Here is a 26082-nt window from a genome sequence, read left to right as displayed (position 1 = left end):
CCCGCTAATAGCTATATTAGCGGGTTTCTTTTTTCTATTTCAACACCCTATTTCAACATACTCATTTTTAAGGTTTCTCCGAGAATTTTTATCGCATTGCGCCGTCTTGGGATCAACTCTAATGCATAGTTAATACGCAGGTGGTTTGGGTAGCAATCGCCTGTAGCAAAGTGGGCTCCCGTCAATACCGTCACTTTATTGCGATGTAAAATATCCATCAATTTCGCAGTATCTGCTGCCGGATGCTCGACCCATAATGAAAATCCACCTTGAGGCCTTGAAATTCGAGTATTGGCAGGAAAATGCGTTTCAACTAATTCCCGATATTGGCACTGTAATTCTCGATATTGCTGACGCATTCGGCGTAAATGCAAAAAATAGTGCCCTTCCTTTAAGAAATTACTCATCACTTGCTGCATAAAAACTTCGCCAGAACAATGCGATAAGTATTTTAAGTGCATAACTTTCTCTTTGTATTTACCGGGAATTATCCACCCCGTCCGCGTTCCCGGTGCAACGGTTTTAGAAAATGAACTGCACAGAATCACATGACCTTCCGCATCCAGAGATTGGATCGTTGAAGGACGCGGATAGGCATATGCAAGAGGCGCTAAACAATCATTCTCAATAACCGTACCTTGATATTGATTAGTCATCTCGAGCAACCTTTGCTTATTCTTTTCCGGCATAATACTGCCCATCGGGTTATTGCATGTCGGCGTGACCACTACCGCTTTGACCTGCCAACATTGGAAAGCTTCTTCTAACCTATCCAAGTTAATTCCTGTTTGGGGATCAACGGGAATTTCGATGATTTTACGACCCAGCCCATAAAGCGTTTGCAGTAATCCGGGAAACGTCGGTGATTCAACAGCAACCACATCATTAGCTTGGGTACATGCTTGAATTGCAATAGAAATTGATTGATGGGCGCTGGTGGTTGTCACGATATCATCAGGGGTAAATGACTGGCGATAATCGGACACATGATAGATCTGCTCCCTGAGTGCGGCTAACCCTTGTAAGCTATCATACTCAAGTGTTAGCGGATTACGGCGACGCGCCACCATATTCATTTCTTGCCATAATGGTTCTAAGGTTTTATCTGCAATATTAGGTACTGCACACGATAATGATGTGACCCCTGCACGCTCTTCAACACGCAGGAAGTCCATCGTCGGATTCCATTTATCAATATGCACAGGCTTTTGAATATAGTTAGCCACTTTAGGCAATTGCGCCGTGGCCTTTTCAGGGATCACAAAATAACCCGATTTCGGTACTGCATAAATGAGCTGACACCGTTCCAATTCACGATAAGCTAGTTGAGCCGTGGTAATGCTCACATCATGGCAGCGACTAATATCTCGTACTGACGGCATTTTCTCCCCACCAAGAAACTCCCCTCGATGGATTTTGCTCTGCAGCATTTGGGCTATTTGTTTATAAAGCATCGCACTCATTTCCTTAAATCGAATCCCGTATCTGTAATGTAATACAGATTTCGTTGAGATGATCTGTATTTTGCAAAAAAACAGATCTGTCACTTTTTTAAGTCAATGCCTCATGCGAAGCTAAATAAACAAAATACAGCAATAGGATTTTATTTATGGAATATGAAAAAAACATAAAGGGCAAACCATACCCTAAATTTATATTAGCTCAACCAATCATATTCATCTTTCGGTTGGTAATCTCATTATTTATAAGGAAAAAACATGAAAAATATAAAAACCAAAAAATATAATTTTTTATTTAAAAAAACAAAGAAATTTTTAATTAAATTAATTTTTGAAGGATATAAAACAGAAACCGCTCACTATAATAAATAGAAAAGATAATTTTAACTTCCAAACTAACTATCTAATTAGAGAATATATATGGTTTCTATATTAAAAATTGCTGCGACAATAGCGATATTGGCGCAGCTTTATTCTTTTTCAAAATAGACCTTATTATTTTTTTGCAGATTCTTTTAGTAATAATGCCCGCTTGCGATCGATCCCCCAGCGATATCCTGATAATCCACCATCCGTTCTTACTACTCGATGGCATGGAATCGCTACCGCTAGCATGTTCGCACCACATGCATTCGCCACTGCCCTAAACGATTTAGGTGCACCCATCTTTTCTGCGATTTCACGATAGCTCACCGTTTTTCCAACAGGGATGTTTCTTAACACTTGCCACACTCGTTGCTGAAATGCGGTTCCTCGAATATCCAAAGGAAGATCAAAACCTATTTCTGGGGCTTCAATAAACCCAATAACTTTAGAAACCACTTGGTCGAATGCTTTATTTCCACCAATCAACTGAGCATAGGGAAATTTATCTTGTAAGTTATTTAGCAATTGCTCAGGGTCATCTCCGAATAAAATTGCACAAATGCCTATCGGACTTTGTGCAACGAGTACATTTCCTAGCGAGCAAACAGCCAGAGCAAAATAGATTTGGCTCCCTTCACCACCTGATTTCCACGCTGTCGGTGTCATGCCCAATCTCGAATTAGCTGTTTCATAGAAACGGCTATTCGAATGGAAACCCGCATCATAAATAGCATCAGTGATCCGCTCATTTTCCTGTAATTGTGTTTGTACTTTCTGATGAAGATAAGCATCGCGATAGGCTTTAGGTGTTAACCCAGTTTGTAATTTAAATAATCGATGAAAATGAAACGGGCTTATTCCAACATAATCAGCTAACTCAGCCAATGTATATTTCTGGGTATTTTGCTCAATATACCGACAAGCAAGCTCAATTTTCTCTTGATAAAACTGGGCTTGCTGTGACATTTCATGACGACGACGTTTTCCCGAATGAAACCCCTGGGCTATCGCTTGCTGCTCATTATCAAAAAACAGCACATTATCTCTCTTCGGTAATCGTCCCGCAGCGGATGGATGGTTATAAAGTTTCGATGTTTTCACACCATATACAAAATAACCATCTGCGGTTTTATCGCGTAGTTTCAACGCATTCCAGCGCTGCTCATCTGTGACCCATTGATTTTTCGTCGACATATATTTTACCCTTTACTGATTTCACCGTGATCAGTATCTCTGGTTATTATATGTCGAACACTCCAAACCTTGCTTTTTAATTCGCACGACACATCACGTTCTGAGGTTGTGTTTCATTGTTTTTTCGACGCACGATCAGCAGAATCACCATAAACCCGACTATCGCCAATAATGCGCCCATAAAACTCATCATCGTGTAGCTGTAGCCATGGGATAAAATCGCCGCACCGACAGCCGCTCCAATGGCATTTCCCAAATTAAATGCACCAATATTTACCGAAGATGCTAGCGCTTGTGCGCCAACCGCCGCATTCATCACTAAAATTTGAATGGGTGGAACGAGTGCAAAGCTAACAATACTCCAGAATAATAAGCCAATAGTCGCGCCGGCGATATTTGTCGCAATGATTGGGAATATCACCATGCTTATTGCCGATAATACAAACAAGGTTAATAAGGTTGGATATAAGTTTTTATCTGCAAAATAACCACCAAGATAATTGCCGATACTAAAACCAACCCCAATGACCATTAACATCATTGTAATTGTCTGGTCTGATGCCTGAATGAAATTCATCAACATTGGCGTTATAAACGTATACAAGGTAAACATTGCACTTGCTCCGAGTACCGTTGATAACATACCTAACATCACTAATGGGCGTCTTAAAATACGCAATTCATTTTTAACGTTAACCTGACTACCTTGTAAACGCGCAGGAATAGCAAAAATTAAACTGGCGATCGTGAGCAAGCCAATACCAGAAATTAAGTAGAATGCCTCACGCCAACCGATTAATTGCGTTATTTTGGTGACTAATGGAACGCCACCAATACCTGCAATGGTCAGCCCCATAAACATCGCTGCAATTGCACTCGCTTGTTTGCCCGCAGGCACTACACTGGCCGCCACAATGGCACCTAGACCAAAAAATGCCCCGTGATTTAGGCTAGTAATCAACCTTGAAAGTGACAGCGTCACTAAGTTAGGTGCTAAACCCGATAATAAATTTCCTACCGTGAAAATCGCCATTAAAAAAACCAACGCAACCTTTGGGCGCTTACTCACTAATAATAGCGTCATGATCGGTGCTCCAATCATCACTCCCAGCGCATAAATCACCACAATCGCACCGACAGAAGGAATGCTTTCATTAAGATTTTCAGCGATATAGGGAAGCATTCCCATCGGAGAAAATTCGGTAATACCAATGGCGAATGCGCCAACGGATAACGCGAGCAATGCTGTGTTTATTCTCATTTTTATGCCTTATAAACCAATCTCAATTGACCGGCGGCAATTCTTCCATATTGAAAGCGGGTGAAAAACCCATTATGGTGAGAATAACTTTTGCGGGAAATGCAATAATGAAAATTACATTAGAAGAGCTCCAAACATTTATCAGCGTGGTCGATTACGGCTCTATTACAGCGGCAGCCGATCAGCATTGCATGACGATATCCACCGTCAGTCGTGCATTATTGCGTTTAGAAGAGAAAGTCAAAACCACGCTACTTTACCGAACCACTCGCGCCATCAAACTCAGTGATGAAGGTGCTGCATTTTTGCAAAAAGCGCGAGAAATAGTCCGACTAGCTCAAGAAGCTGAAGATTTGCTGTCCGCTCGCCAATCGATTCCATCAGGTAAGCTACGCATTGATGCCTCTACCCCATTTTTAACCCATGTTATCGCTCCGCTAATCCCATTATTTTATGAACGCTATCCCCAAGTTGAGTTAGAAATAAATAACTATGAAGGCGTGACAAACCTATTAGAGAAAAAGACAGATGTCGCGTTTAGAATTGGCACGTTAAAAGATTCATCACTCAGTGCAACACTATTGGGTTATACCCAAAAAAGGTTGGTTGCTAGCCCCGCTTACTTAGAAAAATATGGAATGCCAGAAACGATAGAGGATCTCAACAAACATTGTTTGCTGGGTTTCACTACGCCAGAGTCATTAAATTACTGGCCACTCGAAAACGCCGATGGCAGCTTACTCAAAATTACCCCCCATATCGCCTGCGCCAGTGGTGAAGTACTCCATCATTTAGCGCTGCAAGGAACCGGCATTCTCTCTTCTGCCGATTTTGTAAGCTTAGATGCTTTTGCTAATGGCGGGCTCGTGAAGGTGCTAGAACAAAAAACGGTAACAATGAAACAGCCGATTAATGCTGTTTATTATCGTAACCAAGCCGTTTCACCAAGACTACGCTGCTTTATTGATTTTATTAAAAAACATTCGACAAAAATCGATCTGAGTTAATTCTTATTCACTCGTTTTCTAAATTCACTTAATGTCGTACCCGTATGCCGCTTAAAATAGCGGCATAAATACGAGGTATCTTCAAAATTTAATTCATCAGCAATACCCTGAATGGTGAACGTTCCTCTCTCTAACAAGACTTTAATTTCTAAAACCACTTGCCTATCGATCAGTGCCTTAGGCGGATCGTTGAAGAAATCCTTCACAATTTGCGATAAATAAAACGGTGTAATCGAAAGTTGATTTGCATAGAACTTAACCTCTCTTTGCTGTTTGCAATGCTGGGTTATTAATGCCCAAAATTGCCAACATAATTGTGATTTACGGCTACGTTCATCTGAAAAATGGGATTGAGCATGATTGACCTGATTAGCAATTTCTAAAAATAGATTTTGTAAATGTTGGCGTAGTTGTAATTTCCCATACTCCGCGCGTTCTTGTTGGTAATATAAAAATAGCTGATACCAATGTGAAAATAGTATGGATTGTGCCGGTGACATCGATAAGTGAGGTTGAAAATTAAAATAGGCAAACAATGAATTAGGTAAAACAAATGCAATATCTGTGGCAAACGTCTTATCAATATGGATGTAATCAATAATAAAATTCCGAGAACGCTTCTGTAGCATAACAAAAGTGTCGTCATACAACACAAAGAGCTCATTTCTGCGTAAGGCATAGCGCTTAAAATTAATATTGAAAATTCCAACCCCTTGCCTACAAATATATAGCGTCACATAATCTGGAGATAGCACTGTATTTTGCAATTCTTCCAGTGTCGCCGAACCAATGCTGACTACTCCTTCCCATACAGATTGATGCTCCTGCAGCTCTTTCATGTTTAACACACTCACATTTCGCCCACGCCATTAGCTTTATTGACCTATTCTACGCTGTTTGTTTCAAAATATCAGTTTTCATAAGTACCCAAATTGCCGAGATTTGACCATTATAATAAGCAAATAAATACCTAAAATAGGCAATGTAACTATCAATGCAATGAAGAGAAAATAACATGATTTTATATACACAAAGGCTAATTTTACGTCCTTGGCATATTACTGACGCGGCAGACCTTTATCATTATGCAAAAGATGAGCGCATCGGCCCTATTGCAGGCTGGCCACCTCACCAAAGCGTCGAAGAAAGTGCGGAAATTATCCAATCCATTTTCATGCGTGATGGCGTGTTTGCTGTAGCATTAAAAGAGGACAATAAAGCCATTGGCTTGATTGGTTTATCTATCGGAAAAGAGAGTAATTTTCCAATTGGAGCTAATGATGCGGAAGTGAGTTATTGGATAGGTGTACCATTTTGGGGAAAAGGATTCATTCCTGAAGCTATCCGAGAAATCATGCGGCATGGATTTAAAAATCTCAAACTGGATAATTTATGGTGCGGTTATTTTCAAGGTAATCAACAATCTAAAATTGCTCAAGAAAAATGCGGTTTCCAATATTACGCAACATTAGCCCCACAATTTATTGAGCTTATTGGCGAGACAAAGACAGAAGAAATTAGTCGTATCACTTATCAGCAGTGGCAATCTCAAACCCAATGGCAGTCACAAGTTTAATTATCCTTAGTACGCTATCTCAAAAAGATAGCGTACCCTTCAATGCCATAATCTTGCAGTTTATCTGACTTTCAGCATGGATTTTGTAACAATCTACTGCGATACAATGAAAATATCCGACAGCCCACTTCCATCAATGCTATGATTTCCTGATACTTACAAACTACACGTCATACAATAAAAATCTTCAAGGTAAACACATGCACGACTATGGTATTTGGACAATTATTACGCCAATTGTCACTATCCTTTTGGCGATTCTCACTCGTCAGGTGATGCTTTCATTAATGCTCGGTATTTTAGTCGGTTTTACCGTCATTAATGACCACAATATATTACTCGGCATTCGCGGCACTGTTGATGGCATCATCGATACATTTTCTTCCGCTGGCAATACTCGCACCATCGTCTTTATGGTCATGATTGGTGGGATAATGCGCCTAGTGGTCGTCACAGGTGGCGTTCGTGCATTAGTTCAGTTACTGACAAATAAAACAAAATTAATTAAGAATAGAACAGCGACGCAATTACTCGCCATTGTCATCACTGCCTTAATTTTTATTGAAAGTTCCATTAACCAATTAGTCGCAGGTGCATCTACTAAGAATTTAGCCAGACAATATGGCGTTGCCCCAGAAAAAATGTCCTATCTTATTCAAACCGCCTGCGTTTCTGTTTGTTCATCCGCCATTATAAATGGTTGGGGTGCGGTGATTATGGGACTGATTGGTGTACAAATTTCCCAAGGCCTTATTTCAGGTGAACCTTTCGATATTTTGATTAAATCTATCGGCTACAACTTAATGGCATGGCTATCATTAGCCACCATTTTATTCTATGTGTTCACCAATGTTTCGTGGGGACCAATGAAAAAAGCCGAAATGAAATATCACGAAAATTTCATGGCAGGGAAATTAAGCGAATCTTCACTTAAAAATGAAGATGAAGAGATTATTGATCATCAAAATGCCCATTCAGCCTTAAACTTTTTCATCCCTATTCTTTCGACTGTCTTAATGGTTCCAGTTGCCTTATATATCACAGGTGATGGGGATTTCAGCAAAGGGAGCGGTTCAACGTCCGTTTATTGGGGTGTTATGTTCGGTACCGCAGTTTCTTTTTGCTGGTTTATTGGAAGAAGGCTATTAAATATCGATAACTTCTTTAAAGAGTTATTTATTGGCTATGCCAGCATGTTAAAGATCAGCTCTATTATGATTTTAGCCTTCCTAATGGGAAATGTGTCTTCTGAACTGAATACTGGTGCTTATATTGCTGAAGTCACCCAAGGCATTATGGCACCTGGTTTTTCTATCGGCTTTATCTTTATCATTAGTGCCATTATGTCGCTAGCTACGGGTACCTCATGGGGAACCTTTGCCATTATGATCCCGATTGGTGTCCAATTAGGGTTATCCGTCGGTATGCCAATTGAATATATGATTGGAGCTGCCATTTCAGGATCTATTTTCGGTGACATGACCTCACCTATTTCTGCGGATGCCATTGTGGCCTCCATGGCCACTGATTGTGACCATATTGAACATATTCGCACTCAAATGCCTTATGCATTAGTAACAGCAAGCTTCGTACTTGCCATTTATCTCTATTTAGGCTTTACCAATTAATACAGGGGAATTTAGATGTCTCTTCAACAAAAATTAACTCAATTCGCAAAAGTTGACTTGCTTAAAGCATCGACCCCATTGAATCGACTCGATAATTTATCGCGTTTATATGGTCGAGAAATCTACATTAAACGCGATGATATGACGCCGTTAGCAATGGGCGGAAATAAGCTGCGTAAACTTGAGTTTTTAATGGCGGATGCATTAGTCCAAAATGCAAAGATTATTGTGACCGCGGGAGCTATTCAATCTAACCATGTTCGTCAAACTGCTGCCGTAGCAGCAATGTATGGGCTAAAATGTGTCGCTTTATTAGAGAATCCTATTCAAAGTGAAGACAGCAATTTCCTGCATAATGGTAATAAACTACTCACCGACTTATTTGGCACTCAATGCGTCATGTGTGATGAATTAACCGATCCACAAGCACAAATGGCAGAGTTAATTAAATCGTTAGACTTGCACGATGCTTATATCGTCCCTGTTGGCGGCTCCAACGGTCTGGGCGCGCTAGGTTATGTTCAATGCGCGATTGAAATTGCCCAACAAAAGCCTGCTAATATTGAATTTGATAAAGTGATTGTGGCTTCTGGTAGTGCGGGAACTCATGCAGGTTTAGCGATTGGCTTACAAGAATTACTCCCCGCTTCACAGCTCATTGGTGTCACCGTTTCCCGTAAACAGCAAGATCAGGCACCAAAAGTTGAAAAACTGCAAAATGAGTTAGCAGAATTACTGCAAATTAAAGAAATACCTGAAATTACACTTTGGGATGATTTCTTCGCGCCAATGTATGGCATGCCAAATCGCGGTGGTTTAGATGCTATAGCGCTGTTAGCTCAAAAAGAAGGGATCCTTCTTGACCCCGTTTATACGGGAAAAGCGATGGCAGGTTTAATTGATTATTTAGACAACTCCACTGAAAAAACACCGGTATTATTTGTGCATACTGGCGGCGCTCAAGCCCTTTTCGCCTATTCAGAAATCAACAAAACCATTAAATAATAAATATCGCTCTATGGAGTCAGTTATTTCCATAGAGCGCCTATTTTATACTCGAGATTTATTCGTTATCCATAACCCAAAGATAATCACTATCCCACCTAATAATGCAGAGAATGTAATTTCCTCATTTAAAAATAGCGTTCCTATTATTACTGCAGTCAACGGATTAAGTGCAATAAATGACCCTGCACCCGCTGCACCTAATTGATCAACACCTTGGTAATACCAAATATAAGCCAGTGCTGAACCTAATATACCAAGGTACAACAGGCTCATAACATCGGTATTTGTTAAATGTGCAATTGTGCCAAATGTTAATTGCCCCATGATACTTGACGCGATAACTAATAATGCCGTTCCTAATAACACAGCATAAGCGACCGTATGTATGGCTCCAATTTCACGGATCACATTTTTACCTGCAACAGTATAAATTCCCCAACTCACTACACAGCCTAATATGGCAAGATCGCCTTGGTTTGTTAAAAAGCCACTCACATCAGACGTTTTTGCTGATAACAATATTGTTGCCCCTAATACACAGCAACCAATACCCGCCCCTTTAATTTTTGTGATTTTTTCTCGCCATAATAAATAGGAAATTAACGCAATCATTGCGGGGTTAATCGCGACTAATAATGCCGCTCTTGATGCAGGAATAATCTGTAATCCATAGAAGAAAAATACCTGATACACAAATACACCACTGCATCCCAATATTAGAATTTGAAAAAACTGACGCGGATTCACTCTTACCCAGCCAATACGAGTACAACTCAACAAAATAACCAATGAAATGCTCGCAAAAATAAAGCGCATCGTCGCGGAAAGTAATGGCGATATATCGGGTTGTAGTACCCTACCAGCAATGAACGTTCCTCCCCATAATATCGAGACACAGATCATTTTCAGAACAACAATATTGACTGATTTTTGCTGAACTTGTCTTTTTGTTATTTTTAATTCCATCGCTATATTGCCCCATTCAGATCAGATATTGTGCATTTTATTGACTCAATCACTCGATACGGATAAGTTATTGGTTATCCAAGATCATAATCAAATGAGCATTTACTCATGACACTAAGCCAACTGGAAATATTTACCCGTGTTGCTGAGCTAAAAAGTTTCACTTTGGCGGCTATGTCTTTGAATATTTCCCAATCTGCGGTTTCACATGCCATTAAATCTCTCGAAAAAGATTTCAATGTCAGTTTATTTACGCGGGAGCAAAACCAAGTCACCCTAACAGAAATTGGTAATACGCTGTTAAATCGAGCCCAACACATACTGAGCCTTCAAGAAACAATGCGGCAAGAAGCTTTAGCAACGAATGGGTTAAAGAAAGGCGTTTTACGAATAGGATCTTTTGGTCCCGGATCTTCAACGGGTATTCTGCCCCCATTATTAAAGGCCTTTCGTCAGCAATACCCAAGTATTGAAATTATTGTTGATGAGGGAGACGATGAGAGCGTAGCTCAATGGTTGTTAGAAAAGCGCATAGATATTGGTGTGGTCGTCTTACCCGATGAACGCTTTGATACTTTCCTTGTGAAGCATGACCAATATGTGGCTATTTTACCACTAGGCCATCCCTTGACTCACTACGATGGAGTTACATTAAAACAGTTATGTGAATACCCGTTTAACCTAACCCAAGCCGGCTCAGGAAAAATTGTGATGGGATTATTTTCTGCACAAAAGCTGACACCTAAAATTCAATTTAGAACTCGCCAACTTCTTAGCACTTTTTCATTGGTTGCACGAAATGAAGCCGTATCGATTGTGGCTCAACTCGCAATCCCTGAAAATATTAACAACATTATCGTCAAACCATTAATTCCCCGCGTGACTCGGGATATTGCCTTTGCTGTTAATAATTACAGTGATGCGTCTCCAGCCACAAAAGCATTTATTAAGCTAATAAAAAACCGTTATTGTGATTTAAGCATTTGTAGTTGTTAATCGATAATGAATAACATACAGGCAATTTTCTGTTGGATAAATTTCACGAATTAAAGCTTTCAACGTTTCTAATGTCATCGCTTCTTGAGTCGCGTGATACTCTGAAATATCATCGTAGTTTAGCGGCTCAACAGAAAGTATTTCAATATCGGTGTAGTACTCGTCAGTTTCTAAAGCATAGACTTTGACAATCGAGCCTGGTACATAATGACTCTCACTTTCATCACGAATGGTGATCACTTTTTCACCAGAAACAACCAGTGGTAATAAACGCTCAAAGAACGTGATGGTTTCGGGGATATTATTCACAGATATTCCTTAATCTTCTCTTAATTCAACAAATGCTATCCCATGTACCATAGTGACAGCAATCTCAATTTTCCCAATAGACTAGGAACTTTCAGTTAATTTATTAGGACACCATAAAATGACTCACAACGAAGTGTGTTTTTACTCATTAGAAGATATTTTTTGGTCTGCTATTTGCCTAAAGACGCATCATGTAGAGCCAAATACACTTGCCTATTTTACTGAGCTAAAAACTCCCGCTTTTAATTATATCTACTTGCGTTCAGGGGCAACTACTACGGGCTTTGAAGCGGCAAATACATTGTTTCAACAACAGTCAAAGCCCTATATTTTAGTTGTTCACACCGATGAATTACCTAAGTTTTCAAACTGTATACAACAATATGATCTTATTGATGATGGTGAATCAACAGCGATGGTATTTGAACTTACGGAGAATGAATCCAAAACGGAAAATCGGTTACCAGACGGCTACCATATAAAGCTTAGCAATCATAATCTCTCTGACTGGTCAAAACCGCTTATCACTGCATTTCCCGTAGTCAATGAACTTGATAACGATAATGACGAATCCATCATTGATGAATATATTCGCTATCATCAGCGTGCGTTAGACAAGAAAATAAATATCATGCATTTTGTCTTGTTTAATCAACAGGCCCCTGTTTCATCACTGACACTCACGTTACATAATGACATTGCACGCTTAGATGATATTGGTACAGATATTGAATTCCAGAGGCAAGGATTTGCCACTGCATTGATTAAACATGTTTTACAGATTTGTCATCAACATAAAATCAAGCAGTGCTATTTGGAGGCGTCTAGCGATGGTTTGTCGGTTTATCAAAAACTAGGTTTTAAATCGATTTTTAAATATCACAGTTACATTTCAGAATAAAATCCCCAGATGCCCAACTAAAAATTCTTAGTTGGGCATCTATTCAATCTATTTTTTGATATTTAATTTTGTATACCAATCCTGAATATCAGCGATAACCACAGCCGTCTGATTAGCGTCCTGACTATCTTTAAAATAATGGTCCAATGAGGAATATGTTTTATACGTGATATTAGGGTTATTAATCTCACTCATCATTTTTTGTGAACCTTCCACATCCACGTTAATATCGGTGAGAGTTTGGATCACTAAATGGGGTTTACGAACACCTTGAAGCAGTTTTTTATTATCTATCGTTAAAGCTTCATACCACCAATTTTGCCCGTGATGACTGGGAAATTGGTCATCATCTAAATGATCATGCAAAACCGCATCTGCAAACTGGTTAAACCCTTCTATTGCACCTTTCGCTTCTTCAGCAGGTAAACTTTTATTAATGCTGTAAGTCACATCATTAATAAAAAATTGTCCGCCACCATTTAGCGAAATAGCAGCATCAATAAAATCAACTTTAGACGCAATAATATTCGTCACTATCGCCCCTTCACTGCCACCTAATACAACAATATGCTGATACTGATTTTTCAACTGGTTCAGCACAGCAATATAGTTATCCACTCTCTCAAAATAAGAGTCGCTCTTCATATATTCTACAGGGCAGTTCTCTTCTAAGGCATTTGGATCATCTAGCCCTATATCAGGTGTTAAGCCTGTTTTTTCGACTAGAAGCACATCACTATTAGGTAATACACCACTAAAATTCTTAATCATATTTTGGTTATTAATGACACTTTTGCAGTCAGAGCCTTGGATTAATACCAATAATTCTTTAGAGGGATTAGAGTCACTTTTAAGCAGGTAATAATGGATCTCTTTATCATCGTATTTTAGTGTTTGCCTATCAAAAGGGTTTTCAGCTGATTCTGCAAACACGGAATAACCCACTAAACACAGAGTAACTAATATAAATTTTTGCATTACCTTAACGTAACCTCAGCCATCTTTTATTTTTCAAAAAAAACATATTGAAGAATATAACGTTTACAACTCTATTTATCTTATTTACGTCACGCTATTTAGCATAATTATGCAGGTACGATCTCTTTATTTCTACTATCATAATGGAGAAATTAGTAAGATAATCCCTTTGAGTTACAAAGCTTTTTATAAATTCACATGACATTTTATAGAGTAAATGAGCAATGTAAGATAGCATTAAATAACAATCTATCTGCATATCGCACGAAACGCCTTAATTCATCTTCAAATTTACTTTATAGATATTGATTAATAACACTGAAAGCGTTGCAAAAAAGTGAGATCTAAAGCCAAAGATAGGATGACAACTGCAGCAACGGTTGCTGATTTTAAAGGTTTAGTTATTATCAATAGATAGATCACAAAAGCTTTACTACCAATAGGTTAACAGAATTTTACATGGGGTCAGATTTGCTATTTGCTCCATTTTGACTAACACATTTTGTATCAGGTAACTGACTAATGAATATACCGCTCTACTATTTACGACATTACCAATCGATCGAAAAGACGTTTTGGACTTCGATTTGTGAGCACAGTATCCATATTGCACAACATACAATTTGTTATTTAACGCCATTAAACTCCCCGGCGTTCAATTTTATTTATCTGCAACCCGACTCTACTCATCATGCTTTTATGCAAGCATACAACCTGTTCGTATCGCAGAAAAAGAATCACACTTTGGTGATCCCTGAAGAGATGTTGCCAAAAGTCGTCAAAGATATTGAAGCACTTAACTATAAACGTGACAGCGTCACGACAGCAATGGCGCTAACATTGTCACAACAAAAAGAAGTCGATTTGCCTGATAATCAGGTAGATATCGTGCTCGCAAACCATGATTTATCCCTTTGGGCTAAACCATTGGTTTCTGCATTCTATCTTTCTGAAGAGCACGATACGGTGATCCAAGAGTATGTTCGCTACCACGAAGATGCCCTGCAACAAGGTGCACCACAATTCCATTTCGTCTTATTGGTCAATGGAGAGCCAGCAACATCTATGACGATCACCATTGAAGGCGAATTGGCACGTTTCGACGATATCGGTACTGAGCCTAAGTTTCAGGGTAAAGGCTATGCTTCTCAGCTTATTGATTATGCTCTCGCATTCTGTCGTCAACAACGAGTCGAACATTGCTTCTTAGATGCATCAGAAGCAGGATTTGATTTATATAAAAAATTTGGATTTGAGCCGTTATTCCGTTACATCAATTATGTTTGGTGCAACAAAAACGCAGTGAATTAATGAGCTAACTTTATAGTGATATTGCCGATAGCAAACTGCTATCGGCAAAGCTTGAGGAAAATATCAGAGATTAAATTTCATCACAGGCTGTTTTTAATGCGGCTGTTTGCTGGAATTTTTCAATCCCAAGTTCAATTAAACGACTGATCAATTCTTGATAAGTCATACCGCCTTGTTGCCATAGTTTCGGATACATACTGATATTAGTGAAACCTGGTAATGTATTGATTTCATTAATCACAACATCATTCGATTCTGTTAAGAACACATCAACGCGAGACATACCGCTGCAGTTTAAGGCTTGATAAGCTTCAAGTGCAATTGCACGGATCTTTTCACTCACATCTTGCGCTAAATCCGCCGGAGCAACAACAGACGCGCCATTTTCATCAATATACTTAGTGTGGTAAGCATAGAAACTATCATGCAGCACGATTTCACCACATGGGCTAGCTAGTGGATGTTCATTTCCAAGCACTGCGCACTCGATTTCACGCCCTTTGACTGCGCTTTCAATCAGCACTTTTACGTCAAATAAGAATGCAAAATCTAATGCCGCGTCAAACTCGCTTTCATTATTAACTTTACTAATTCCAACCGATGAGCCTTGGTTAGCTGGTTTAATAAATAATGGTAAGCCCAGTTTCTCAACCGTTGCAGTGTAGCTGATTTCGTCACGACCGCTTTTCAATAGTGTAATAAATGGCGCAATATGCAACCCTGCATCCCTTAAAAGGCGTTTGGTGACATCTTTATCCATGCAAGCAGATGAGCCTAGAACACCCGGTCCAACAAACGGTAGGTTCGCCATACGCAGTAAACCTTGTAAAGAACCATCTTCACCTAAGTTACCGTGGACAATTGGGAAAATGACATCAATTTGTGGAAGAGGTTTCGCATCTTCTAGAGAAATGAATTGTTCACTTTGTTTGCCCGGAACAACTGCAATGCTACGCTTTGGAGTATTTAACGCGATATGAGCGGGATCATCGCCATGTAACAGGAAGTTCGCTTCATCATATTCATGCCATTGCCCTTCTTTATTGATACCAATAAGGCAAACATCAAACTTACTACGATCTAATCCATTAATAATATTTTTAGCTGATTGCAACGAAACTTCATGCTCAGTGGATTTACCACCAAAAATGACACCAACCCGAATTTTGCTCATTATTTACTCCAACATAAAGACATCAAAAACGATTGTGGGAAATATAGCACGCAGCGAAATAGTTAGGGCATAAAAACTTCACTATGCAAGTAGGTTCGGTGATTAAATGACCAAACCCTTAAAATTATACACATTTTATGCCGATTGCTGAGTTAACAACAGGCTTTGATTCACGATTGTTTCTAACCACTCCATAAAAATGGCCGCGGGAGTATCCGTTTTTATTTCTTTAGGTGAAAGTAAATAGTATGCCGAGCCATCTTCAATAAACCCTTCTGGGGCCATTAATTGTTGTGTTTTAATTTCATCAGCAACCATTAGGAAAGATGCGATAGCGACGCCCTGTCCAGCTAATGCGGCCTGCAAACATAGGTAGAAATGTTCGAAATTAATTTGTTTATTATGTTGTAAATTGATGCCACTGCGGGCTTGCCATGTACGCCAAACATTTGGTCGCGAGGCTGGAACAAGCAAGTTCATCTCATGATAGGGTTGGCTATCATTTTTCTTGATAATGCCCATCCATTCTGCACATATTTTCTTCGCATAAACATTGTCATCCCAAGTGAAATCATTACGTCGAAGAGCAAGATCGACCCCCGCCTTATTAAAATCAATGGGACCACCTGCGGCGATCAAATGCACCGTAATTTCAGGGTATTGCTGGTAAAAATCGGTTAAACGCGGGATCAGCCACTTCATTGCAATGGTCGGTTCACATGACAAGCTAACTACTTGGTTATGGGGCCGCTGCGTAATTTTTTCAACCGTATCAGACAGTTGTTGGAATAAGTACGTTGTCGTTTGAAATAACAATTTACCTTCTTCTGTCAAAAAAATAGCTCGATTACGCCGTTCAAACAGTAGAACACCGAGATGCTCTTCCAGTAGTTTTATCTGGCGACTAATGGCACTGTGCGTTACATGCAGCTCTTGCGCGGCTTTAATAATGCTTTCATAGCGCGCAGTAACATCAAAAAAACGTAACGATGTTAATGGTGGCAGTTTCATAGAATTAATGTCTTCATAAAATTAAGGGGCTTGTAAAATGAGTACCTTCACAATTAAATAGGTAACAAAAACTGACAGATTTTATTGAGAATAAATCGCTTTTTCTCTATCTGCAATCTATTGATAATCAACATCTCAAATTAATTAAATCTATTTATCACCCAGAAATTAAGTCAGTTTTTATTACCATTAGGATCTTACTATGAATGAAATTATCGCTGTTGCCACCATTACTATTTTGGCGGTTATTAGCCCCGGTCCCGATTTCGCTATGGTTACCAGAAATAGCTACTCTTATGGCACCAAAACGGGTCTACTCAGCGCTCTTGGTATTGCTGCTGGAGTACAAGTGCATGTGCTGTATACCATTTTTGGTGTGACTCTAATCATTATGAGCTCTCCCACATTATTTATGGCAGTTAAACTCCTTGGCGTCGCTTACTTGGTGTATATCGGTTTTAAATCCTTAACAAATAAAACAGCAATTAACGCCAGTGATAACCTTAATCCGGCATCAACTCCCTCTTCATTTTCTGCATTTAAAATGGGTTTTTTAACCAATGCACTTAATCCTAAAACGATGTTTTTCGTTGTTTCGGTCTACACCCAAGTGATCCAAGCTGGTAATTCTCAATGGCTCAACTTCAGCTATGGATTATTTATTTCTTTTGCACATTGGGTTTGGTTTAGTTTAATTGCTCTATTTTTTGCGGCACCGTTGATTAGAAATAAAATCTTAAAATATCAATTCACTATGGATAGAGTTATCGGTGCTTTATTAATTATTCTAGGCATCTCTTTGCTCTTCTTTAATATTTCGTCATGACTGAATGCATTTCGAATGAGCCGAACCATTTTGAAAATATTCATTCACCATAATAGCGAGTTCATACACATCTTTAGGAAGGTTTAACTCATTCATTTTATTCAGAGAAACCCAATGAAAATCCGCATTGCATTGGGTTTCTTCGTCTATTAGCTCACAAAGATAAACCATATCGATATGCCAATGATCTCCTTGGCGTTTATCTGCAATGAATTCTTTTAAAATAGCTAAAGGAATTGGTAAAGAGAGAGTATTTTTTGAATCATTGACCTTTGAGTGTAACGGATAGCGACAATCAATCACTCGGCACTGTAAGCCTGTTTCTTCAAACACTTCACGAACAACGGTATCTTGCGGTTCTTCATTCGGATCAATATGGCCACCAGGCGGTAGCCAGATACCTAGCTTAGGGTGCTCATGTAATAGAAATTCCCCACGGGTATTACAGATCATCGCTGTCGCTGTAAAGTGTTTGATATGTTCCACTGTTTTTATTCCTTTATACTTATCATCTTTATAAATCAATTAAATACAATACAACGCGCCTAATCGCTTCTATTGCCACCGCCAGTTCTTCATGGGATAAGGTACTAATTGCTATTCTTAACGCCTGCGGTACTGAGTTTGATGTGCTGTAAGACTCTGCGCTACTAATTGCTATATTTTGCTTTTTTAATTCACGGACTACTGCATCTGCGCGTACGCCATCAGGTAATGGTAACCAAACAAAGTAGCTTGCAGGATGCGCAATATAGGGTATATCCGTAAAAATTTTCTGGACTATTGCTTGCCGTATTTTTGCATCCCGTCGCTTATCTCTTTCAATGCTATCGACCTCACCTTTTTCAATCCAATCACAGAGGATAGCAGTGGTTATTGCCGGTGTATTCCATGTTGTAATTCGGATAATACGCTCGATATTCTCAATATATTGTTGTGGTGCCAGTACCGCACCAACACGTAATCCCGTTGCAATATTCTTCGAAAAACCTGTTGTATAAAATGTAATTTCAGGTGCCAGCGTTGCTAATGGCACAACCGCTGGCCGCTGTAAAAAGGCATAAGAACCGTCTTCAATTAAGAAAAATTGGTGCCGTTTGGCTAGCCCCACCAGCTTTTTACGTTCCGATAAGCTCATCACCCAGCCTAGCGGATTATGCAGTGTCGGCATCGCATAGTAGGCTCGAATTTTTCTCTGTTGGCATAGCTTATCCAACGCTTGTAAGTTTGGACCATTTTCTGCCGTAGGCACAGATATCAGTTCTAAATGGTAAATTTTTGCAAGAGCCTTAAACCCCGGGTAAGTTAATGCATCGACGGCAATAATATCCCCAGGGCTGAACATACCTAAAATGATGGTTGCTAAACCATGTTGCCCACCACTGACTAAAGCTACGGTATCTGCCGTTGCATGCGTTAATCCTCGCTGTTTTAAGTATTTAGCGACCGTCTGTCTTTCATGCTCTCGCCCTGTATGTTGTTGATAATAAAGAATTCCTTCTAAATCACCGCCAACTGCTATTTCCCGTAACGATTCCCGTAATAATTTGGTTTGTTCTTTCGCAATCGGATAACTGAAATTCAGATCTAATGTATTTTTAGCGACATCTTGCTCAATACTTAACTTAGGCAATAGATTGATGTCTCGAACAAAGGTGCCTCGTCCAGTTTCCCCGATTATCAAGCCCCGCTCAATAAGCTCTCGGTATACCCGCGAAGCTGTGACTAATGAAATGCCTGATTTTTCCGCAAAATGGCGATGTGTAGGTAAACGAGCTCCCGCTTTCAATTCACCACTCATGATTTGCGCTGAAAGCAAGTCAACATACTGCTTATAACGATTCTGTGTCATGAAATTGTACCTATGACAATTTTTTGATTGTCATGATTATGTCGATTAGCTTAGCAAAACTCAATTACAAATAATAACGGTCAATTATGAATCAAAGTAAATCATTAGCATCGAGCAGCATTTCCATAACGGATCCCTCTCATACTACTCGCGGTTGGATCAGTGGCTTTATTGGCGTTGCTATTTTTAGTGGCTCACTTCCCGCAACCAAACTGGCTATCAGTGGGTTTTCGCCCGATTATTTGACCATTCTACGGGCTACCATCGCTGGGATTTTGGCTCTGATTGTTTTGATAGTTTTACGCCAAAAAATTCCAGCAAGACAAAAGTTGATTCCTCTTCTTATCGTGACATTTGGTGTGGTGCTCGGCTTTCCATTCTTAACTGCGGTTGCATTACAGTACATTAGCTCATCTCACTCCATTGTATATTTAGGACTGCTTCCTTTGTCTACCGCTTTATTCGGCGTTTTACGAGCAGGCGAGCGCCCTCACAAATTGTTTTGGTTGTTTTCAGTCATGGGAAGTTTATTTGTAATCGGCTTCGCAATTCTTCAAGGAGCTACTCACGCATGGCAAGGTGACTTATATATGGTCATTGCCGTGATTGTCTGTGGATTGGGCTACGCAGAAGGCGCTGTACTTTCAAAATCATTAGGGAGTTGGCAGGTGATTTGCTGGGCGTTAGTTTTAGCGTTACCTGTCATGCTGATATTCAGTATGTTGCGCTTACCACCCACGTTTTCTACTGTTCCATTTGAAGCATGGATGGGCCTAGGTTATGTCTCTATATTTAGTATGCTAATTGGTTTCTTTTTTTGGTACCGAGGGCTGGCTGAAGGCGGAATTTCAGGCGTCAGTCAATTGCAATTATTACAACCGTTTATTGGTTTAGTGCTTTCCGCTTGGCTACTTAATGAAACAATTAATAGCGTTATGATAATGTCTACGCTTGGCGTCATTCTGAGTGTCGTAGGTTCAAAACGTTTCTCACGTTAAACATTGAAATAACTAACCTTAACGGAAAATTAAGGTTTAACTTTGGTTTATGGTAATGCTGAGGCAATTTCATTAATTTACCCTCAATATCACGATTAGGATTTATGGGTTTATGAAACGTTTTAGTATTACCTCACTACTATTTTGCATGCTATTTATATCGCCAGTCTCATTTTCTGAAACCATTCGATTAAATGTGACTTCGCCTAAGCAAGCACCCTATACGGAAACCCTGGTCTTACCGGGAACATTTGTTGCAAAAAACGAGATTGCGATTGGCTCACCTTTGCAACAACAAATGGTGATTGATGTTCTGGTTGAAGAAGGTCAATGGATTGAGAAAAACCAACTACTGGCCATATTAGAATCGCCACTCCAAAATGCATCTGTAAGTCAGCTACAAGCTGAAACTGAGAAAGCTACAGCTTATATTAAGCAGCAAAAAGCGGTAGCAGAACAAGCGCAAAAAGAACTTTCTCGTCTAGCTCCGCTGGCTAAAACTGGGGTTATTTCTGCCAACGACTTTGAAAAAGCAAAATCAGAATCTTTAGCGGCTAATGCACTATTAGATGCTAATAAAGCAGAACTGCGTCAATTACAAGCTCAGCTCGCGAAAGAAAAAAGCCAACAAGATAAGTCACGGATCATTGCGCCTATTTCAGGCGTGATCAGTGAGCGTCATGCTATTCGCGGAATGTTAACGGATAATCAATTACTGTTTAAAATCATTGAAGATGGTGAAATTGAATTTGATGCTTTAGCGCATATTTCAGAATTAAAACGTTTATCAAATCTGACGTCTATTCAATTAAAAGCGCCTAATAATCATCAAATAGCAGGAAAATTACGTTACTTCGCACCGAAAGTTGATCCTATTTCACAGCAAGGAAAAATTCGTATTTCCCTCGCTGAAAATAAAAACAATCTGCAAACCGGAGAATCAGGCACCGCGATTATTTCCAATCCAGAAAAACTGCAAACTACGCTCCCATACAGTGCCATTCGAACATTAGATAATGGTGAACGAGTTATTTTTACTGTCGTTGATAATAAAGTGAAGCAGCAAAAAATAACGACCGGAAAAATTCATGATGGCCGTATTGAGATTTTATCCCCTATTTCGAGTGATACCGTTGTTGTCACCAATGCCCAAGCCTTTTTAACTGAAAATGATACTGTGACCCCAGTCAAGGATAGTCAATGAAACTCCAACTATCTTCATGGGCAATCACGCGCCCTATTCCTACTATCGTTATGTTCTTAGCGCTCACGATTGCAGGTATATTTTCTTTTAATCAATTGCCTGTTACTGCGAACCCGGTAGTTAATTTTCCAATAGTCACAGTAACCATTACGCAAGATGGCTCATCCCCAACGGAAATGGAAAATGCCATCACGAAACCCGTTGAACGGGCGGTTTCCGGCATTCCTGGGATCCGTCATATTACCTCAACCATCACAGAAGGCATTTCCACCACCACCATTGAATTTGATTTAACCGTGGATGCCTATATTGCAACCAATGATATTCGTGAACAAATCGCACAAGTTCGCAGTGATTTGCCACAAACGATTGATGAACCATTAATTAACCGTATTGATATCGAAGGCGGTGCAATATTACGTTACGCCGTTTCATCAGATAGCCAATCCATTGCCGATTTATCTTGGTTTATTGATGATGCAGTCAGTAAGCAGTTAATTACGGCTCATGGAGTACAAAAAGTTAGTCGCCTTGGTGGTGCAGATAGCATTATTCGCATTGAGCCTGACGCCGATAAACTTGCAGCATTACAATTGTCTATCCTGAGCATTAATGAATTACTCAGAAGCGTGCATCAAAATTCCGCTGGTGGCTTGTCTAAATATAATGAACTACAACATACCATTCGAATTTTAGGTGAAAAAAAGAGCGTTGATGAAATTAAAGATATCCAATTACCTATTGGTAACCAGCAGTGGATTAAGCTCGGGGATATTGCTGCAATTTATCAAGGTCAAAAAACAGCCAAAACCATTTCGCAATTAAATGGTAAAGATATGGTTGGTTTTGCCGTATTTCGCGCAAAAGGCTCCAGTGATACCGAGGTAGCAAATAATGTTGAACATGAGCTTGCACAATTAAAACTGAAACACCCTGATATCTCTATTCAGCTTGTTTCATCAACCGTGAAATATACAGAATCAAGCTACCATTTAACAATCCAAACTTTATTAGAGGGTGCATTTTTAACCGTTATTATTGTTTTCTTCTTTTTGAAAAGTTGGCGAGCCACCTTGGTCGCGGCGGTTGCATTGCCTTTATCTATTCTTCCTACTTTTTTGGTATTGGCAATATTTGGCTATTCACTTAATAGCATGACACTACTTGCATTGACATTAGTCATTGGTATTTTGGTCGATGATGCTATTGTCGAAATTGAAAATATCCAAAAATACATAGAGCGAGGCGAACGCCCTTATTTAGCCGCCTTAAAAGCCTCGGACGCAATAGGTTTTGCCATTGTTGCCATTACACTCACTATTGTTGCGGTATTCTTACCCGTCAGTTTTATTGGCGGTTTTGTAGGCAAATATTTTGTTCCTTTTGGTATTACCGTTTCCGCAGCTGTTTTATCTTCATTACTAGTAGCCCGATTAGTCACGCCATTAATGGCCGCCTATGTTTTATTACCTGCAAAAAAGAAAGTGACCGAACATTCTGTACCTAACTGGATCAATCGATATTCTCAATTGTTAATGATGACATTGAAACATCGAAAACTCGCCCTTTCATTTGCATTTATATTTCTTATTGGTTCCATTTCTAGTGTTGCTTATTTGCCTATTGGTTTTATGCCTGAAGGCGATATTAGTGTTAGCCAGATTGAAGTGGAGTTACCGCCGGGAACCCCTGTCGAAGAAACTCAAAAAGCAGTTAGGAATATGGCTGAAAAATTGAAAGCACGCACTGAAATAGAGTCAATCTATACCATTGCGGGGATCAGTGATGACGCTGATGGAATAGCTCAGCATAAAGGCCAAATAATACTGACATTAACAAAACCAAGTGAACGTGAAATGTCACAGAAACAGTTTGAAAACTCAATTTCACACCTGTTACAACAAACGCCAGATGCTCGCTATACCTTCAGTAATAGCGAAGGAAATAAAGAATTTGCATTGACCTTTACAGGTGCTGATCCCAAAGAGCTAGAAATTCAAATGCATAAGCTTCGCGATGCAGTTGCCAACGTAAATGGAATTAATAACGTCCGTGTTGTGAAACCGCTTTTACGTAAAGAGCTGATTATCTCCCCTGACCTGCAAGATTTAGGAAGAACTGCAGTTAATGTAGAAGAAATTGCCAATACATTAAGAGTGGCAACGATGGGAGAATCAAACTCTCGAAGTGCTAAATTTAATTTACCGGGTAGGCAATTAACGTTACAGGTTATTTTACCTGACAATCAGAAAAATGATGTAAGCACGTTACGTAATCTCTATATTCGTAGCGGTAATGACTTAACTGTGCCACTTAAATCCGTTGCTAGCATTAATTTTAGCGATGGACCATCACAGATTGACCGCATAAACCGCGCAAGAAAAATGTCTATTGAAGGTAATTTAGATAGGTTATCACTTGGGGAAGCATTGGAACGTGTTGTCGAACTTCCTGAATATCAATCATTGCCAAAAAGCATTGAGCCATTAGAGTACGGCGATATGGAATTCATGCTCGATATGTTTGAACGTTTTAGTACGACAATGCTTTTCAGTGTACTTTTAGTATTCGCCATACTCATTATTTTGTTTAAAGATTTTATGCAACCTATAACGATTTTAGTGGCACTACCATTCTCTATCGGGGGAGCCATTATCGCCTTAGTGTTATATGGTGCGATGATAGATCTTCCTGTCATTATCGGTATTTTAATGTTGATGGGAATAGTCACCAAAAACTCGATACTTTTGGTGGAGTTTATTCTTGAAAAAGAACGAGCTGGTTTAAATCGACAACAAGCTATTATCGAAGCGGGTCAAGAACGAATTCGTCCTATTGTTATGACTACCTTTGCCATGATTGCCGGAATGATCCCCCTCGTACTCACAACGGGAGCTGATGCAGGATTTAGAGCTCCAATGGCAGTTGCGGTTATCGGGGGATTAATGAGCTCTACGGTGCTCAGCTTACTGTTTGTTCCCGTTATTTATAGCTTGATGGATGATTTGAAAAAGAAAATCATACCACTATTAGCGAAATGTACATCTGTCACTCAATCCGATAGAGATATAAAACGCTGGTAGGAATAATTACAATAATTTGGCTCTTCATACCAACGATGGAGAGCCAATAACGAGATGTTTTTAATGATTGTTTTTAAAAATCTAACTTACTCTATTAACTTACTATTTTTTAGTTTTACAGCCGTTTGATACCAGTGCTTATTATAATTCTGTGCCGCTTTGGGTAAAAGTGAATAGGTTTTAATCACTTCATCAATTAATGGCATCGCTTCAATTACTCGTTTTTGTTCAAATAAAAACTCAGCGTAAGCGACCTTGTACTCAATATGGTCACGATGGTTTAATAAGGCACGAAATTCATTATCAGCTTCTGTAACCAACCCTAGACGCGCTAAAGAGCGAGCATATAAAAAATGTCCCGAGTTCGAGTTGAACGTTGGATTTTTTTCACACAATAAGTCTAGCGTCTCTTTACAACGCGCGTATTCCCCCACTTCATACAGTACATCTGCATATTTCAACATAATATCCGGTGAATACTGATTAATTCCTTGCAGTGATTCCTGATAGTGTTTAATCGCATTTTGATAATCCCCTTTATCCGTATAGGCGTCAGCCAATGTCACACAACTATTCGTGGTCGGGTTTAATTCATACTCTTTCAAAGCTTGATTAATACTTTTATTGGGGGCTAATTGTTTTTTTATCGCTCTTTCTAACTTATACCCATGACGGGAATAACGCATTGCCGGCATCCAAATGACTAACGCATAAACAACCGAACCCAATATTGGGAAAACAAATAAAATAAACAACCAATAGGAGTTTTGATTACTCTTTATTGAATGGACAGCGAAATAAATTGCAGGAATAAAATAGATTAATAATCCCAGAATGTGCATAACAACCTCAATCAATATCAATTCGATGGTTTTGTATATGGCCGTACTCATACTTCCTTGTACAGCGGCTTACTTAGTCGTGACTAAATTTGCACCATGATGACAGGCATCACTCTGAAGGCAAACAGGAA

The 26082-nt window shown here is 39.4% G+C and carries 23 protein-coding genes; 11 read left to right on the top strand and 12 right to left on the bottom strand.

The genetic code is table 11. From position 1 onward, the window contains the following. Positions 1–47: 47 nt before the first annotated feature. The 3 genes from LDO73_RS08940 to LDO73_RS08930 form a co-directional block, all read right to left on the bottom strand. Complete coding sequence (locus LDO73_RS08940; protein WP_224061092.1) at positions 48–1454, bottom strand: PLP-dependent aminotransferase family protein; 1407 nt, start codon at positions 1452–1454, stop codon at positions 48–50. Between the two features lie 501 nt (positions 1455–1955). Continuing rightward, the gene (ada, locus tag LDO73_RS08935; protein ID WP_224061091.1) at positions 1956–3020 is read right to left on the bottom strand and encodes a bifunctional DNA-binding transcriptional regulator/O6-methylguanine-DNA methyltransferase Ada; all 1065 of its coding nucleotides are present in this window, start codon (positions 3018–3020) and stop codon (positions 1956–1958) included. A gap of 76 nt (positions 3021–3096) precedes the next feature. Further along, positions 3097–4281 carry an MFS transporter gene (locus LDO73_RS08930; RefSeq protein ID WP_224061090.1) on the bottom strand — a complete coding sequence of 395 codons (1185 nt, stop codon included), beginning with the start codon at positions 4279–4281 and terminating at the stop codon, positions 3097–3099. A 107-nt stretch (positions 4282–4388) separates the two neighbouring features. Between LDO73_RS08930 and LDO73_RS08925 the strand changes: the two genes are divergently transcribed. Continuing rightward, positions 4389–5288: a LysR family transcriptional regulator gene (locus LDO73_RS08925; RefSeq protein ID WP_224061089.1), complete on the top strand. Its 900-nt coding sequence runs from the start codon at positions 4389–4391 to the stop codon at positions 5286–5288. Here LDO73_RS08925 and LDO73_RS08920 read toward each other — a convergent pair. Continuing rightward, on the bottom strand, positions 5285–6127 hold the full coding sequence (locus tag LDO73_RS08920; RefSeq protein WP_224061163.1) for an AraC family transcriptional regulator: 843 nt from the start codon (positions 6125–6127) through the stop codon (positions 5285–5287). The two genes, LDO73_RS08925 and LDO73_RS08920, sit on opposite strands and share 4 nt — an antisense overlap. A gap of 176 nt (positions 6128–6303) precedes the next feature. On the opposite strand from LDO73_RS08920, the gene LDO73_RS08915 reads away from it, so the two are divergent. From LDO73_RS08915 to LDO73_RS08905, 3 genes are all read left to right on the top strand, one after another. Further along, on the top strand, positions 6304–6864 hold the full coding sequence (locus LDO73_RS08915) for a GNAT family N-acetyltransferase (RefSeq protein ID WP_224061088.1): 561 nt from the start codon (positions 6304–6306) through the stop codon (positions 6862–6864). Positions 6865–7064: 200 nt separating this feature from the next. Further along, positions 7065–8492: a Na+/H+ antiporter NhaC family protein gene (locus tag LDO73_RS08910; RefSeq protein ID WP_224061087.1), complete on the top strand. Its 1428-nt coding sequence runs from the start codon at positions 7065–7067 to the stop codon at positions 8490–8492. Positions 8493–8507: 15 nt separating this feature from the next. Beyond that, positions 8508–9497 (top strand): D-cysteine desulfhydrase, encoded by a 990-nt coding sequence (locus tag LDO73_RS08905; protein WP_224061086.1) that lies wholly within the window; start codon positions 8508–8510, stop codon positions 9495–9497. A 45-nt stretch (positions 9498–9542) separates the two neighbouring features. On the opposite strand, the gene LDO73_RS08900 is transcribed toward LDO73_RS08905, so the two are convergent. Further along, on the bottom strand, positions 9543–10466 hold the full coding sequence (locus LDO73_RS08900) for a DMT family transporter (protein ID WP_224061085.1): 924 nt from the start codon (positions 10464–10466) through the stop codon (positions 9543–9545). Positions 10467–10574: 108 nt separating this feature from the next. Here LDO73_RS08900 and LDO73_RS08895 point away from each other — a divergent pair, with 108 nt between their 5' ends. Further along, a complete protein-coding gene (locus tag LDO73_RS08895) occupies positions 10575–11462 on the top strand; it encodes a LysR family transcriptional regulator (protein WP_224061084.1) in 888 nt (295 codons plus the stop codon). On the opposite strand, the gene yqfB is transcribed toward LDO73_RS08895, so the two are convergent. Further along, positions 11442–11771 (bottom strand): N(4)-acetylcytidine aminohydrolase, encoded by a 330-nt coding sequence (yqfB, locus tag LDO73_RS08890; protein ID WP_224061083.1) that lies wholly within the window; start codon positions 11769–11771, stop codon positions 11442–11444. The genes LDO73_RS08895 and yqfB overlap by 21 nt on opposite strands. Before the next feature lie 118 nt (positions 11772–11889). Between yqfB and LDO73_RS08885 the strand changes: the two genes are divergently transcribed. Then, positions 11890–12672: a GNAT family N-acetyltransferase gene (locus LDO73_RS08885; protein WP_224061082.1), complete on the top strand. Its 783-nt coding sequence runs from the start codon at positions 11890–11892 to the stop codon at positions 12670–12672. Positions 12673–12720: 48 nt separating this feature from the next. Here LDO73_RS08885 and LDO73_RS08880 read toward each other — a convergent pair whose 3' ends face one another. Then, on the bottom strand, positions 12721–13605 hold the full coding sequence (locus tag LDO73_RS08880; protein ID WP_224061081.1) for an acyl-CoA thioester hydrolase/BAAT C-terminal domain-containing protein: 885 nt from the start codon (positions 13603–13605) through the stop codon (positions 12721–12723). A gap of 567 nt (positions 13606–14172) precedes the next feature. On the opposite strand from LDO73_RS08880, the gene LDO73_RS08875 reads away from it, so the two are divergent. Next, complete coding sequence (locus LDO73_RS08875; RefSeq protein WP_224061080.1) at positions 14173–14961, top strand: GNAT family N-acetyltransferase; 789 nt, start codon at positions 14173–14175, stop codon at positions 14959–14961. Between the two features lie 70 nt (positions 14962–15031). Here the strand turns inward: LDO73_RS08875 and ddlA are convergent, their stop codons facing one another. Both ddlA and LDO73_RS08865 read right to left on the bottom strand, forming a co-directional pair. Next, positions 15032–16135 (bottom strand): D-alanine--D-alanine ligase, encoded by a 1104-nt coding sequence (gene ddlA / locus LDO73_RS08870; RefSeq protein WP_224061079.1) that lies wholly within the window; start codon positions 16133–16135, stop codon positions 15032–15034. Positions 16136–16270: 135 nt separating this feature from the next. After that, positions 16271–17146, bottom strand: coding sequence for a LysR substrate-binding domain-containing protein (locus LDO73_RS08865; protein WP_224061078.1), 876 nt, complete (start codon positions 17144–17146; stop codon positions 16271–16273). Positions 17147–17348: 202 nt separating this feature from the next. Between LDO73_RS08865 and LDO73_RS08860 the strand changes: the two genes are divergently transcribed. Further along, on the top strand, positions 17349–17972 hold the full coding sequence (locus LDO73_RS08860) for a LysE family translocator (RefSeq protein ID WP_224061077.1): 624 nt from the start codon (positions 17349–17351) through the stop codon (positions 17970–17972). On the opposite strand, the gene LDO73_RS08855 is transcribed toward LDO73_RS08860, so the two are convergent. Next, positions 17967–18458 (bottom strand): NUDIX hydrolase, encoded by a 492-nt coding sequence (locus LDO73_RS08855; protein ID WP_224061076.1) that lies wholly within the window; start codon positions 18456–18458, stop codon positions 17967–17969. The genes LDO73_RS08860 and LDO73_RS08855 overlap by 6 nt on opposite strands. A 28-nt stretch (positions 18459–18486) precedes the next feature. Beyond that, a complete protein-coding gene (locus LDO73_RS08850) occupies positions 18487–19824 on the bottom strand; it encodes a PLP-dependent aminotransferase family protein (protein ID WP_224061075.1) in 1338 nt (445 codons plus the stop codon). A gap of 86 nt (positions 19825–19910) precedes the next feature. Between LDO73_RS08850 and LDO73_RS08845 the strand changes: the two genes are divergently transcribed. The 3 genes from LDO73_RS08845 (at position 19911) to LDO73_RS08835 (ending at position 25109) form a co-directional block, all read left to right on the top strand. After that, positions 19911–20822, top strand: coding sequence for a DMT family transporter (locus tag LDO73_RS08845; protein ID WP_224061074.1), 912 nt, complete (start codon positions 19911–19913; stop codon positions 20820–20822). A 112-nt stretch (positions 20823–20934) separates the two neighbouring features. After that, positions 20935–22026, top strand: coding sequence for an efflux RND transporter periplasmic adaptor subunit (locus tag LDO73_RS08840; protein WP_224061073.1), 1092 nt, complete (start codon positions 20935–20937; stop codon positions 22024–22026). Continuing rightward, complete coding sequence (locus LDO73_RS08835; protein ID WP_224061072.1) at positions 22023–25109, top strand: efflux RND transporter permease subunit; 3087 nt, start codon at positions 22023–22025, stop codon at positions 25107–25109. Before LDO73_RS08840 ends, LDO73_RS08835 begins: the two co-directional genes overlap by 4 nt. 86 nt (positions 25110–25195) lie before the next feature. Here LDO73_RS08835 and LDO73_RS08830 read toward each other — a convergent pair whose 3' ends face one another. Further along, the gene (locus tag LDO73_RS08830) at positions 25196–26002 is read right to left on the bottom strand and encodes a tetratricopeptide repeat protein (RefSeq protein WP_224061071.1); all 807 of its coding nucleotides are present in this window, start codon (positions 26000–26002) and stop codon (positions 25196–25198) included. Positions 26003–26082 lie beyond the last annotated feature (80 nt).

Source organism: Providencia alcalifaciens (assembly GCF_915403165.1).
GTDB classification, from domain to species: Bacteria; Pseudomonadota; Gammaproteobacteria; order Enterobacterales; family Enterobacteriaceae; genus Providencia; species Providencia alcalifaciens_C.
Note: the sequence above shows the minus strand (reverse complement) of the source record. Positions and strands in the feature narration are given on the sequence as shown.

Excerpts from the sequence above, each read along its gene's own strand:
- LDO73_RS08940 (WP_224061092.1), bottom strand. The coding sequence starts at position 1,454 with ATGCTTTATAAACAAATAGCCCAAATGCTGCAGAGCAAAATCCATCGA.
- ada (WP_224061091.1), bottom strand. The coding sequence starts at position 3,020 with ATGTCGACGAAAAATCAATGGGTCACAGATGAGCAGCGCTGGAATGCG.
- LDO73_RS08930 (WP_224061090.1), bottom strand. The coding sequence starts at position 4,281 with ATGAGAATAAACACAGCATTGCTCGCGTTATCCGTTGGCGCATTCGCC.
- LDO73_RS08925 (WP_224061089.1), top strand. The coding sequence starts at position 4,389 with ATGAAAATTACATTAGAAGAGCTCCAAACATTTATCAGCGTGGTCGAT.
- LDO73_RS08920 (WP_224061163.1), bottom strand. The coding sequence starts at position 6,127 with ATGAAAGAGCTGCAGGAGCATCAATCTGTATGGGAAGGAGTAGTCAGC.
- LDO73_RS08915 (WP_224061088.1), top strand. The coding sequence starts at position 6,304 with ATGATTTTATATACACAAAGGCTAATTTTACGTCCTTGGCATATTACT.
- LDO73_RS08910 (WP_224061087.1), top strand. The coding sequence starts at position 7,065 with ATGCACGACTATGGTATTTGGACAATTATTACGCCAATTGTCACTATC.
- LDO73_RS08905 (WP_224061086.1), top strand. The coding sequence starts at position 8,508 with ATGTCTCTTCAACAAAAATTAACTCAATTCGCAAAAGTTGACTTGCTT.
- LDO73_RS08900 (WP_224061085.1), bottom strand. The coding sequence starts at position 10,466 with ATGGAATTAAAAATAACAAAAAGACAAGTTCAGCAAAAATCAGTCAAT.
- LDO73_RS08895 (WP_224061084.1), top strand. The coding sequence starts at position 10,575 with ATGACACTAAGCCAACTGGAAATATTTACCCGTGTTGCTGAGCTAAAA.
- LDO73_RS08885 (WP_224061082.1), top strand. The coding sequence starts at position 11,890 with ATGACTCACAACGAAGTGTGTTTTTACTCATTAGAAGATATTTTTTGG.
- LDO73_RS08875 (WP_224061080.1), top strand. The coding sequence starts at position 14,173 with ATGAATATACCGCTCTACTATTTACGACATTACCAATCGATCGAAAAG.
- ddlA (WP_224061079.1), bottom strand. The coding sequence starts at position 16,135 with ATGAGCAAAATTCGGGTTGGTGTCATTTTTGGTGGTAAATCCACTGAG.
- LDO73_RS08865 (WP_224061078.1), bottom strand. The coding sequence starts at position 17,146 with ATGAAACTGCCACCATTAACATCGTTACGTTTTTTTGATGTTACTGCG.
- LDO73_RS08860 (WP_224061077.1), top strand. The coding sequence starts at position 17,349 with ATGAATGAAATTATCGCTGTTGCCACCATTACTATTTTGGCGGTTATT.
- LDO73_RS08850 (WP_224061075.1), bottom strand. The coding sequence starts at position 19,824 with ATGACACAGAATCGTTATAAGCAGTATGTTGACTTGCTTTCAGCGCAA.
- LDO73_RS08845 (WP_224061074.1), top strand. The coding sequence starts at position 19,911 with ATGAATCAAAGTAAATCATTAGCATCGAGCAGCATTTCCATAACGGAT.
- LDO73_RS08840 (WP_224061073.1), top strand. The coding sequence starts at position 20,935 with ATGAAACGTTTTAGTATTACCTCACTACTATTTTGCATGCTATTTATA.
- LDO73_RS08835 (WP_224061072.1), top strand. The coding sequence starts at position 22,023 with ATGAAACTCCAACTATCTTCATGGGCAATCACGCGCCCTATTCCTACT.
- LDO73_RS08830 (WP_224061071.1), bottom strand. The coding sequence starts at position 26,002 with ATGAGTACGGCCATATACAAAACCATCGAATTGATATTGATTGAGGTT.